This is a genomic window from uncultured Fibrobacter sp. (genome assembly GCF_947166265.1).
Lineage (GTDB): Bacteria > Fibrobacterota > Fibrobacteria > Fibrobacterales > Fibrobacteraceae > Fibrobacter.
Genome location: NZ_CAMVDO010000006.1, coordinates 147,189 through 158,784 on the forward strand (window position 1 = coordinate 147,189; position 11,596 = coordinate 158,784).

Below are 11,596 nucleotides of genomic sequence, written 5' to 3' on the forward strand. Positions count from 1 at the left end.
AAAGGTTATTCCTTGCTACGACGACGCTTGGCGATAATCTTGTTCGCCTTGCTCTTTACCTTGCTTGTAATGGCGTTCGGGAGCCAGAAGAAGGTCGGCACCAGGTACATGGTGAGAATGGCGGACACAATCAAGCCTCCCACCGAGGCGATACCCATCGGCTGCGTCATGGCGGCCACGTTACCACCGAGAGCGAATGCGAGCGGGAGCTGAGCCACCACAGAGGCAAACGTTGCAAGCACAATCGGCTGGAACTTCGTCTTGCCTGCAGTCATGATGGCAGAACGACGTCCCATAGCGCCACTTCGGAGCAGTCGGTTCGCTTCGTCAAGGAGTAGAATAGCGTTGTTCACCACCACACCGATAAGCATCACGATAGCCATGAGTGCAATCATCGAAAGAGCCTTGCCCGTAACGACGAGGGACAGAATCACGCCGATAGCACCCATCGGAATCGTCGTCATGATAATGAACGGCTGTGCAAAGCTTTCGAGGAGGGCAATCAGCAAAATGTAGGTGAGGATGATAGCCATAAGAATTGCGGTCTTGAATTCAGCCACCATGTCGTTCTGCATGTCTGCGTTACCACCGAAACCAAACGAAATGCCATCAGGAACTTGATCCTTCATTTCTTCAGCAAGCTTACCGACCTTACCCATGATTTCACCGGTCGTGTGTCCCGGGAGCAGGTTCATTGACACGTCTACACGGGTGCGTTTGCGCTTGCGGTCGATTCGGGTCGGACCGGCACCGTCTTCAATGAAGAACAGTTCGTTGGCGTTCACGTATCCCTTCGCTGTCAAAATGGGGAGCGTTTCAATGTCGCCATGGCTCTGACGGTCTTTTTCCATCATGCGCACGTACACGTCATATTCTTCGCCGTTATCGGTGAACTGTCCCGCTTCGTAACCGCTCACTGCAATATAGTTGTAGGTGGCGATGGTCTGGAGCGTGACACCGTAGTCGGCGAGAGCCTGGCGGTTCGGAATCATACGGATTTCAGGCTTACCGGCTTCGTAGCTCATCTTCACGTCCACGATACCGTCGATTTTTTCCTTGATCTTGTCCATCACAATCTGCGATGCCTTCACGACGGAATCCTTGTGCAGGCCGCTCACTTCGAGCACCACGTCACCGGCAGAGTTGTTGTTCGTTTCAGAGGCGGAGGTGGACTTGATCGAAATGAATGCGTCGGGAATGTCTGCCAGGTAGGGACGCAACGAGTCCACAATCTGGTCGGTGCCACGATGACCGCCCTTCCAATCCGGCATCTTCTTCTTTTCCCAGTCCTTCAAGAGCTTGATACGCATGGTGGCCTGGTTAACGGAACCGCCGTTGCTGCTTGTTCCACCCACGTTCATGTTGTAGTGAACGATTTCGGGAATATCCTTGACTCTGCTTTCAATAATGCGGGCGACGCTGTCGGTTGTTTCGATGTTGGTACCCACGGGCATTTCAAGCTTTATAGAAATCATACCTTGGTCCTGCTTCGGCATGATTTCGACGGTCAAGAAGTTCTTGGCGAGAACACCCACAAAGAAAATGCCTGCGACAAGGGCGACCACCTGGAAAAGCACACCGGGAATCGAAAGGCAGAACGAAAGTGTCTTGAGGTAGATGAAACGGAATCCGTTCAATGCCTTGGGGAACAGGGCCAAGATGCGTCCGATAATGTTCGGCTTTTCTTCGATGATGTTGCCGTTTTCGTCTTTCTTCTTGCCTTTGAACAGGTAAGCGGCCATAAGTGGCGTCAAGGTGAATGTCACCAGGAGCGACACGAACGTGGCAAACACCATGGTAAGGCCGAAGGTTCTAAAGAAGATACCTGCGATAGACTTCATGAAGGCAATCGGTACGAACACGCAAACGTTGGTCAGCGTAGAAGCCATGATGGCGACCATGATTTCGCTCGTGCCCTTGTAAGCGGCTTCCTTCGGATCGAGACCGTCATTCAGCTTGTTGTTGATGTTTTCAAGCACCACGATGGAGTTCGTCACCAAGAGACCCACGGAACTTGACAGGGCCATGAGCGACATCATGTTGATGCCAAATCCTGCAAAGTACATGAGCGTAAAAGCACCAATCACAGAAATCGGCATCGTAATGGCGGCGATAATCATCGTCGAGAACTTGCCGAGGAAGAGCAACAATAGGACAGAAGTAAGACCGATGGCGATAATGATATTCTGGATCACGTTGTCGATGGATTCGTTCACGGCTTCGGACTTGTCGTAAACGAGAGTCAGCTTGAAGCCTTCGGGAAGCGTCTTCTGGACTTCGGCCATGCGCTTGAGTACGCCCTTCGAAACTTGCACCACGTTGGCATCGGAACGCTTCTTGATGTCGAGAGAAACAGAGTTGATGCCCTTGAAGCGGGAGTTCGATGTAATCTTTTCAACCGTGTCCTTCACATCGGCGATTTCGGAAAGCTTGATGACGCCCTTTGCTGTGGGAATGTCCAGGTTGCGCATTTCGTCGAGGCTTGTGAACTTACCGGCGGTACGCACGGATGTGTTCTTGTGCTTGCCAATCACTTCACCCACGGGGAGGTTCACGTTGGCCTGACCGAAAATGCCCATGATGGTCGCAATATCCACATTGCGGTCGAGCATTTTGTCCTTGTCGAGTTCAATCGAAATCTGACGGGTCGTACCACCGAAAAGGTCCACACTAGCCACACCCGGAACGGATGTGAACAACGGTTCGATTTCGTCTTCCACCTTCTGGCGGAGTTCAGTAGAGTTCAGCGGACCGGTAAACGAAATGGACATAATGGCGGCACCGTTAATGTCCACCTTGGAAATAATCGGAGCCTGCACAGCGTCCGGGAAGTCGGCCGCGGCAAGTTCAATCTTGGAACGGACGTCGTTTGCGGCAACGTCGACGTTCACGCCCATGTTGAACATAGCGACCACGATACCGTAGTTTTCAAGGCAGATGGACTGCACGTAGTCGATACCGTCCACCAGTTCCACCTGTTCTTCGATGGGCTTGATGATGGTCGTTTCGATTTCTTCAGGGTTTGCGCCCTGGTAAATGATGGTACCGGTGACCACGGGAACGTCGAATTTCGGCATCAGGTCGACCACCATCATGCTGTAGGTATAGAGACCAAAAACCACCACGGTCAAGATGACCATGAGCATGGTAATCGGTTTATAGATACTGGCCTTAATCATTCAGCAAAACTCCTATTCGACGATCAGAACCTTGTCGCCGTCGTTCATCTTGGACTGGCCTTCGACAATGATGGTTTCGCCTCCTTCGAGACCTTCGATAATCTGCACGTCGTCCTTGGTCTGTACACCCAGCTTCACGATCTTGCGGAGTGCCTTGCCGTTTTCGTCGACCGTCCAGACGGCGTTCAAACCGTTACGGTAAACGATAGCTTCTGTCGGAACGATGATGCCTTCGACCTGCTGGGCGTCAAGTTCGGCGGTCACGTACATGCCGGGGAGCAGCTTCTTCTTCGGATTGTCGAAGGTGACTTCCACCGGGAAGAAACGGGTGACAGGGTCTGCGGCAAGAGGAATGAGCGTGACTTTTCCCTTGAGTGTTTCTCCGGCGACGGTCACGGTCGCGGAAGCACCCTTCTTGAAGTAGCCGATATCCTGGCTTGTGACGTTCAGCTTGAGGATGACCTTGTTCAGCTTGGCGATCGTTGCGAACCTGGCGCCGACTCCGGGGGTTTGACCGACCTGGAACTTGAGCTCGGTCACCACACCTGCTTCGGGGGCGAGAATTAAGGTGGCGCGGCGGGCTGCTTCGAGGTTCATCTTTGCGACCTTGAGCTGCATTTCCTGAGTGTCCATGTCCTGCTGGCTGATGCCGCCCTTCTGGTGAAGTTCGCGCATGCGTTCCGTAGCCTTTTCGAGAACCGCAATCTGTTCCTGGGCCTGCTGGTACTGGGTGTTGTCACCGGTGTAGAGGTATTCGGCGATTACCTGGTCCTTTTGAACCGTGGAGCCGACCTGCACGTTGATCTTTGCAATGGGGTCACCCATCTTGCAGATGGCGCTGTTCTGGTTCATGCCTTCGATGGTGCCGCTGAACTTGCGGACATCGGTAATCTTTGCTGTGCCGGCCTTCACTACGCGGGCGGGCTTGCCTTTTTCCTTCTGGATTTCTTCGATGGTAGAGGCTTTCTTGGGTTCGTTGTTCTTGGCCTCGTCCTTTTGGTTACAGGCGACGAGGAGCATAGATGCTGTAGCGAGGGTCAGGAGGGTTTTAACAGTCTTGTTCATTCTTTTCCTCTTCTTATTAATATTCACCGGTGGCCTGAAGGAGCGCGTTGTAGGCCTTGTTCCAATTCACGATAGCCTGCATATAGTCAAGCCTTGCGGTGCGGAGGCTGTTTTCTGCACTGAGCAGGTTCAGCTGCGTTTCGCGTCCGAGCTTGTAGGCATCGTTCGTCAGGTCGTAATTTCGTTGCGCAAGATCAATCTGGCGCTTCGCGATTTCAATCTGCGAGTTGGCATCTTCGAGCGTGTTCGCGCAAGACTCAATCTGTACGCGGAATCCGCGTTCGGCTGTTTCTTTCTTAATCTGGGTGCTGCGCAGGTTCGACTTCGCCTGGACCACGGCTTCCTTGGTTTTCATGCCGTTGAAAAGGTTCATGGTGAGGTTCAGGGCGATATACTTGTTAATGTTCTTGTCCCAATCCGGAGCGTCCCACTTGTAGAACTCGTTCTGGTTGTTGGCGTACTTGAGACCACCGACCAATACGATCGTCGGCTTGTAGCCGCCTTCTTCAATCGAGACATTCTTGTTGAGCATTTCTTCGGAGGCTTCGAGCATCACCAGTTCCTTGCGGCGCTTTTTCACGTTCGACATGGCGGTGTCGGGGTAGGTAAAGCCCGCTGCCGGGTCACGGAGGTCACCCTTGAACTGCACGTCGGTTTCCCATTCCATGCCCATGGTGTTCAGGAGGGCGTTACGGGCGAGTACGCGGCTCTTTTCGGTGCTGTTGATTCTAGAGTTCAGCTGGTCCATGGAAAGCTGCACGCGAATCAGGTCGAGTTCGGTGGCAAGGCCGCTCTTGAGCGACTGTTCCACGAAGTTCAGGTTTTCCTGGAGCAAGTTCTTCGATTCATAGAGGATGGTGACTGCAGAATCTAGGTAGATGAGCTGGTCAAAGGCGTTTTCGACGTCGTAGCGGACGTTCGCCTTGGTATTTTCGAGGTTTACCTCTTTCACGTGCTTGTAGGCTTTGGCGATTTCGATACCCGTGCCGACCTTGCCCTGGGCGTAAAGAATCTGGGTGGCGGTGAGGCCTACCGATGACTGCCAGCGGTATCCCTGAGCCTTCATACCGTAAATGAGGCCGTCCATGGCGGGGCCAATTACGTTTTGGTCAAAGGCGTTTGCGTTCGGGTGGCCGTTGTCGTCCTGCTGGCCTGCCATTCCCGTGGCGGCGTCCGTAATGTCGGATGTCTTTTTGACATCATCTAGGCCGAAAATACGGGTGACGGTTGCGTTGAGGTCAATCGTCGGGAGGGCGTTGCCGTAGCCGGCTTCCACCTGGGAGTTTGCCGAAACGAGTTCTTCTTCGGCTGTTTTTACGTCCGAGGACTTTTCGAGTGCTATATTGACAGCCTCTTCTCGCGTATAAGTCGTGGCCCAAATCTGGGGAACCGCGATGCTCAGCGCCAGGGCCGATAATGCTGCTAAATGCCTGGGCATTCTTTCTCCTATATATTTTGCGCCCCAAATGTAAAAAAATATTGCACTATATAAAAGGGGAGGTGGGGTGTTTAGGGGATGAAATGCACTAAATGAAGTATGAACGGAGGAGGGTGAATAAAAAAATCGCCCGCGTTAGCGGGCGAAATTAAGCTTAAAAGGCGCTGATTACATCAGTCCGGGGATTTTCATGCCACCAGTGATGCCGCTGATGCTTTCCTGCGTAGCCTCGTCCTTTTTCTTGACGGCTGCGTTGATGGCTGCCATCAGGAGGTCTTCGAGAGCTTCTACGTCGTCCTTGTCAACGGCATCGGGGTTGATCTTGATCATGGTGACAACGCCCTTGCCATTCATGGCGACCTTCACCATTCCGCCGCCGGCTTCGGCTTCGAAACTCTGTGCCTTGAGGTCGCTCTGTGCCTTCATCATCTTGCTCTGCATCTTCTGGAGATCGCGAAGCATTTTGCTCATATCCATAGTAAAATCCTTTGTATCTAAAATTTTAGTGCTTGTTTGTTCAGTTGCTGGCGTCTGGCTTCTGCTGTACGTCGCCTTACTTGTTTAAGCGTTGACGCCTTTGGCGTCCGCTGCTGCGTTCGGTCATACAGTCAAGTAAACTTGACTGTGCGACACTCACTTGGCAAGCTTTTCCGTAGCAGCGGCGACGCTGAGCAGGTCGGCTTCCATAAACGGCTTGCCGATCCACTGGAGACCCACGGGGAGTCCGCCGGCCATGCCACACGGCACGCTCACGCCCGGTAAGCCGGAAAGGTTCAGGCTTACGGTGTAGATGTCGCTGAGGTAAACGGCCATCGGGTCGGATTCGTTCATGCCGCACTTGAGCGGCAGCCCCGGCATCGTGGGGCTTGCGATCACGTCGCAGCTTTCGAATGCCTTGTTGAAGTCGTCGGTAATCAAGCGACGGACCTTCTGGGCCTGCACGTAGTAGGCATCGTAGAAACCTGCAGAAAGCACGTAGCTGCCGAGGAGAATACGGCGCTGGACTTCCTTGCCGAAACCTTCGCTGCGGGACTTGGCGTACAGGTCGAAGAGCTTGCGGGCTTCCTTGCTGCGGTAGCCGTAACGAACTCCATCGTAGCGGGAAAGGTTCGAACTTGCTTCGGCGGTTGCAATGATGTAGTAGCTGGACACAGCGTAGCTGATGTGCGGAAGGCTGATTTCCTTGAGGGTGGCGCCTTCGGCTTCGAGCTTTTTCAGCATGCCTTCGATAGCGGCCTTGCATTCTGCGTCGAGACCTTCGCCAAAGTATTCCTTGGGAACGCCGATTACCTTGCCCTTCACGCCGGCATTGAGCTTGGCGGTAAAGTCTTCGGTCGGGCGAGTGCTGGTGGTGTTGTCGTGCGGGTCGATGCCGCAGATTGCACCGAGGAGGGTTGCGGTATCCTTAACGGTTGCGCCGAAGGGACCAATTTGGTCCAAAGAGCTTGCGTAAGCCAACAGGCCGTAACGGGATACGCGGCCGTAGGTGGGCTTGAGGCCCACAACGCCTGTGCAGGCGGCGGGCTGACGAATAGAACCACCGGTGTCGGAGCCGAGCGCACAGGCGACCGTGCCACTGGCCACGGCCACGGCCGAACCGCCACTGGAACCACCCGGAACGCGGGTTTCGTCGAGCGGATTCACGACCTTACCGAAGTAGGAGGTCTCGTTGCTCGAACCCATGGCGAATTCGTCCATGTTCGTCTTTCCGACGATAACTGCACCGGCGGCCTCGAGCTTTTCGATAGCGGTCGCGGTGTAGGGGGCGACAAAGTTTTCAAGAATCTTGGAGGCGGCGGTAGTGCGCGTGCCCTCGATGCACATGTTGTCCTTCACGGCAACGGGAATACCGTCGAGAGCGCTGAGTGCCTTGCCTTCGGCGCGGCGCTTGTCCGATTCTGCTGCCTTCTGCAAGGCGCGTTCGTTCAATACGCTAATGTAGGCGTTCAAATTCTTGGTAGATTCAATCTTTGCAAGCGATTCTTCGGCGAGCGAAACGGCTGTTGCGCCGCCAGCGAGCTTAGCTTGGAGTTCTTCAATAGTGAGCATTACCTTTCTCCGGACCATTTCATAATGTAGATGCCGATAATCATGCCGATGACGCTAACCACGTTCAGCTTGATGCCAAAGCCAAGGGCAAACTTGACGAGGTAGAGGTCAAGGACTACGGGTTCAGGCTTGTCGCCAAAACCGATGTTTAAGTTGAATGACGACACGAAGAAATTGTGGACCACGTTGTTGTATCCACCCGCATTCATCAATTCACCGAGCTGACCGAACAGCACACCGAGGCATTCGCCCAGGATTCCGCCGATAATCAGGCCCAATACAATAAACAGCAATAAACGGCCAAATGTATTCTTGCGATTCATGCGAAAGAATATAGTAAATTCGAGTCGTTGGTCGCGAGTGTCTTGCTTAAACCTATTCGTCCATTGCTAAAAAAAGAGGAATATTCTATTTTTTACGCCGAAAAAATTTAAAAGGTTACAACCATGAAACTCTCTAAGTACTTTTACGTGACGCTCCGCGAAACGCCGAGCGATGCCACCATGCCCAGCCACATCTTCCTTATGCGCGGCGGCTACATCAAGCCTGTTTCTACCGGTATCTACTCCATGATGCCCATGGGTTTCCGCGTGATCCAGAAGATCGTGAACATCATCCGCGAAGAAATGAACAAGATTGGCGGTATCGAAGTGGACCTGCCGGTGGTGCAGACCGCTGAACTCTGGAGCGAATCGGGCCGTTACCAGGCTATTGGCGAAGAACTCCTGCGCTTCAAGGACCGCAACAACCACAACATGGTGCTTGCCATGACGCACGAAGAAGCCATGACCGACCTCGTGCGCTACGTGCTCAACAGCTACAAGCAGCTGCCGGTGATGCTCTACCAGTTCAAGACCAAGTACCGTGACGAAGCTCGTGCCCGCGGTGGTTTTATCCGCGTTCGTGAATTCCTGATGAAGGATGCTTACAGCTTCCACACCAGCCAGGAAGACCTGGACCGTCACTACCAGGAAGAATACGACGCCTACCTCCGCATCTACCGTCGCGTGGGCATTGAACCGGTGGTGGTGCAGAGCGATACGGGTATCATGGGCGGTAAGGTCGCTCACGAATTCATGCTCGACACTCCGAACGGCGAAGACTACTTGATTCTCTGCAAGAAGTGCGGCTACCAGGCCAACCGCGAAATCGCCAAGTTCCAGCGCGTGCCGTTCAAGGGCGACGAAAACGCAGCCCTCGAAAAGGTTGCTACGCCGAACAGCGAAAGCATCGAAGAAATCACCAAGTTCCTGAATGTTCCGGCCGAATCGACAGCCAAGTGCGTGTTCTTCGACTTCGAAGGCAAGCTCATCACGGTCGTGGTTCCGGGCAACCTCGACGTTTCCGAAATCAAGCTTCACAACTTGCTGAAGGCGAAGGAACTTTACCCCGCCGAAGACAGCCTCATCAAGGCTTGCGGCATGGTTCCGGGCTTTGCTTCCCCGATCAATTCTCATGACACCCGCATCATCGTGGACGAAGCCATCGCAGATTCCTTCGATCTCGTCACGGGCGCAAACGAAGAAGGCTTCCACTTCAAGCATTGCAATCCGAAGCGCGACTTCCCGAAGTTCGAAGTGGCCGACATTGCTGAAGCTTCCGAAGTCTGCAAGTGCCCCTGCTGCGGCGAACTCCTCACCGAGACCCGCGGTATCGAAATGGGCAACATCTTCAAGCTCGGCACCAAGTTCTCCGAATCCATGGGCGCGAAGTTCCTCACCGCCGAAAAGACGACCGCTCCCGCCATCATGGGTTGCTACGGCATCGGCGTGGGCCGCCTGATGGCTTCCGTCGTGGAAAACAGCCACGATGACTTCGGACCGATTTGGCCCAAGTCCATCGCTCCGTTCCAGGTGGAAATCGTCCCCATCGGCAAGGAAGCTGAACTCGTGGAACTCGCTGAAAAATTCGAAAAGGAACTCGAAGCAGCTGGCATCGACGTGCTCGTGGACGACCGCGACGAACGCCCGGGCGTGAAGTTCAAGGACGCCGACCTCTGGGGTTCTCCGGTGCGTATCGCAATCGGCAAGAAGGGCCTCGCGAACGGCGAAGTCGAATGGAAGTTCCGCAACGAAAAGGAATTCTCCATGGTCAAGGTCGAAGACGTTGTCGAGAAGGCCAAGGCATACTTCGATGAGTAATGACAAGGGGGAGGGGGTTACCCTCCCTAAAACCCTCCCAGCGTACGAAACTAGTTTCTTCGCGGGATCCTTCGGTACAAAGATTTTAAGTGCGGCAGAAATGCTCGCACTTTTTTTATAAAGTTGTTTGAATTGGGGCTTTTTTCTATATTTAACGGCGAAAAATTTTCTCTAAGGAGATTCTTATGGACATGAAGAAGATTGCTCTTGGATCTGCAGCTTTGGCTGCATTTGGTCTTATGGCTTGTAACCAGCAGGAAAGCAGCAAGGCTACGGTTAAGGCGCCTGCCGCCATTACTGCAAATTCGACCGATGATCAGAAGTTTGCCTATATGCTGGGCGCTCAGTTCGGTGGCCAGAACTTTACGATTATTCCTCGCCAGATGGGTGAAGAACTTTATGAAGATGCCCTTTTGCAGGCTATTCGCGACAATGTGAAGGCGAATGAGGATACCAACTTCAACGTCCAGATGACTCAGGATTCCTTGCAGGCTGTGGGAAACCGCTATACGGCGATTGCCCGTAAGCGTATGGAAGAAACTCGCCCGGATAGTGCGACAATAGCCTCTTTTGAAGGAAACAACGAAAAAATCCGTGCCTATATTGATTCCGTGAGCAAGGGCCAGCCGATTGCCAAGGCGCCTGTATCGACGGGTGCTGCTGTGACAATCAAGGGTGATTCTCCGGACAATGCCAAGTTCTCCTATTTGCTTGGTCTGCAGTTTGCAAATCAGTTCATCTCTATTGGAAAACAGTTCCAGACGGAATTTGATGAAGACTATTTTATTCTGGGCATCAAGGAATCCGTGGCCAAGGTAGCTGACTCGACTTACACGATGCAGCTCCCGCAGGATTCTTTGAACGCTGTCGGAATGCGTTATCAGCAGAAGATGCAGAATCTGCGTGCTGAAGCGATCAAGAAACAGCAGGAAGAAGAAGCCAAGCTGAAAGAAGAAATCGCACCGCTCCGTGGCGATACTCTTGCAAACGGTATGCCGCAAAAGCTTAACTACAAGGTGAAGACAACAAAGATTTCTGTGGACAAGGCGATTGCCAAGGATCTTGAAAATCTTGAACCTTTTGCAAATAAGCCGCTTTTGGTGATGTATTTCTCTGCAACTTGCGGCCACTGCGCTCATGCAGCTCCCGAAATTCTTGAAATTGCGAAGGAATTTGCTCCGAAGGGCCTCACGACGGTTGCGGTTGCAAGCGGTGGAAACCAGAAGGTCGGTATCCGCAAGTTCGTGGACAATGCCAAGTGGGACGAAACCATCAACGTGGTTTGGGACGAATCCCGCCAGTTCGGTGAACTTTACAGCGACGGCTATGTTCCGAAGGTCTACGCCGTGAATCCGGACGGAACCTACAAGCTCTATGCCGCTTTCGAAAAGGAAAAGGAAGACCTGAAGAAGGATCTTGAAGGTATCCTTTCGGGCAAGAATGTGGAATGGAAGCCTGAAGCTCCGAAGACGGAAGAAAAGAAGTAAACTAGCATTGAGGTTTGAGCTCGGGCTACGCCCTTTGAGGAACCTTGCTGCGCTAGGTATTGAGTTGAATAATGGCGCCAGGGGCGCATGACAAAAGCTCATTCCTCATCGCTCAAAGCGAGCTTGCGAGCGACCTCGTTACTGTTATGTCACTTGTTGCTGAATTTGATGTTGTAGTTGTTGGGGGCGGTCATGCGGGTATTGAAGCCACGCATGCGGCCTGGAAACTCGGTGTAA

The 11,596-nt window shown here is 53.1% G+C and carries 8 protein-coding genes; 2 read left to right on the forward strand and 6 right to left on the reverse strand.

Annotation, left to right across the window (positions count from 1 at the left end; all coding sequences use genetic code 11):
• Positions 1 to 5: 5 nt before the first annotated feature.
• The 6 genes from Q0W37_RS05150 to Q0W37_RS05175 all read right to left on the reverse strand — a co-directional run bounded on the left by Q0W37_RS05150 (position 6) and on the right by Q0W37_RS05175 (position 8,054).
• Complete coding sequence (locus Q0W37_RS05150; RefSeq protein ID WP_297699408.1) at positions 6 to 3,179, reverse strand: efflux RND transporter permease subunit; 3,174 nt, start codon at positions 3,177 to 3,179, stop codon at positions 6 to 8.
• A 12-nt stretch (positions 3,180 to 3,191) separates the two neighbouring features.
• Positions 3,192 to 4,244 (reverse strand): efflux RND transporter periplasmic adaptor subunit, encoded by a 1,053-nt coding sequence (locus Q0W37_RS05155; RefSeq protein WP_297699410.1) that lies wholly within the window; start codon positions 4,242 to 4,244, stop codon positions 3,192 to 3,194.
• 16 nt (positions 4,245 to 4,260) lie between these two features.
• On the reverse strand, positions 4,261 to 5,682 hold the full coding sequence (locus tag Q0W37_RS05160) for a TolC family protein (protein ID WP_297699412.1): 1,422 nt from the start codon (positions 5,680 to 5,682) through the stop codon (positions 4,261 to 4,263).
• Between the two features lie 168 nt (positions 5,683 to 5,850).
• Positions 5,851 to 6,159, reverse strand: coding sequence for a YbaB/EbfC family nucleoid-associated protein (locus tag Q0W37_RS05165; RefSeq protein ID WP_072800809.1), 309 nt, complete (start codon positions 6,157 to 6,159; stop codon positions 5,851 to 5,853).
• Positions 6,160 to 6,315: 156 nt separating this feature from the next.
• Positions 6,316 to 7,731, reverse strand: coding sequence for an Asp-tRNA(Asn)/Glu-tRNA(Gln) amidotransferase subunit GatA (gene gatA / locus Q0W37_RS05170; protein ID WP_297699414.1), 1,416 nt, complete (start codon positions 7,729 to 7,731; stop codon positions 6,316 to 6,318).
• Positions 7,731 to 8,054 carry a DUF4321 domain-containing protein gene (locus tag Q0W37_RS05175; protein ID WP_297699416.1) on the reverse strand — a complete coding sequence of 108 codons (324 nt, stop codon included), beginning with the start codon at positions 8,052 to 8,054 and terminating at the stop codon, positions 7,731 to 7,733. The genes gatA and Q0W37_RS05175 overlap by 1 nt, the downstream gene beginning before the upstream one ends.
• Positions 8,055 to 8,177: 123 nt before the next feature.
• Between Q0W37_RS05175 and Q0W37_RS05180 the strand changes: the two genes are divergently transcribed.
• Together Q0W37_RS05180 and Q0W37_RS05185 are read left to right on the forward strand one after the other, a co-directional pair.
• Positions 8,178 to 9,872 (forward strand): proline--tRNA ligase, encoded by a 1,695-nt coding sequence (locus Q0W37_RS05180; RefSeq protein WP_297699418.1) that lies wholly within the window; start codon positions 8,178 to 8,180, stop codon positions 9,870 to 9,872.
• A 185-nt stretch (positions 9,873 to 10,057) separates the two neighbouring features.
• Positions 10,058 to 11,359, forward strand: coding sequence for an FKBP-type peptidyl-prolyl cis-trans isomerase N-terminal domain-containing protein (locus tag Q0W37_RS05185; protein WP_297699420.1), 1,302 nt, complete (start codon positions 10,058 to 10,060; stop codon positions 11,357 to 11,359).
• Positions 11,360 to 11,596 lie beyond the last annotated feature (237 nt).

Excerpts from the sequence above, each read along its gene's own strand:
- Q0W37_RS05185 (WP_297699420.1), top strand. The coding sequence starts at position 10,058 with ATGGACATGAAGAAGATTGCTCTTGGATCTGCAGCTTTGGCTGCATTT.
- Q0W37_RS05165 (WP_072800809.1), bottom strand. The coding sequence starts at position 6,159 with ATGGATATGAGCAAAATGCTTCGCGATCTCCAGAAGATGCAGAGCAAG.
- Q0W37_RS05180 (WP_297699418.1), top strand. The coding sequence starts at position 8,178 with ATGAAACTCTCTAAGTACTTTTACGTGACGCTCCGCGAAACGCCGAGC.
- Q0W37_RS05160 (WP_297699412.1), bottom strand. The coding sequence starts at position 5,682 with ATGCCCAGGCATTTAGCAGCATTATCGGCCCTGGCGCTGAGCATCGCG.
- Q0W37_RS05150 (WP_297699408.1), bottom strand. The coding sequence starts at position 3,179 with ATGATTAAGGCCAGTATCTATAAACCGATTACCATGCTCATGGTCATC.
- gatA (WP_297699414.1), bottom strand. The coding sequence starts at position 7,731 with ATGCTCACTATTGAAGAACTCCAAGCTAAGCTCGCTGGCGGCGCAACA.
- Q0W37_RS05175 (WP_297699416.1), bottom strand. The coding sequence starts at position 8,054 with ATGAATCGCAAGAATACATTTGGCCGTTTATTGCTGTTTATTGTATTG.
- Q0W37_RS05155 (WP_297699410.1), bottom strand. The coding sequence starts at position 4,244 with ATGAACAAGACTGTTAAAACCCTCCTGACCCTCGCTACAGCATCTATG.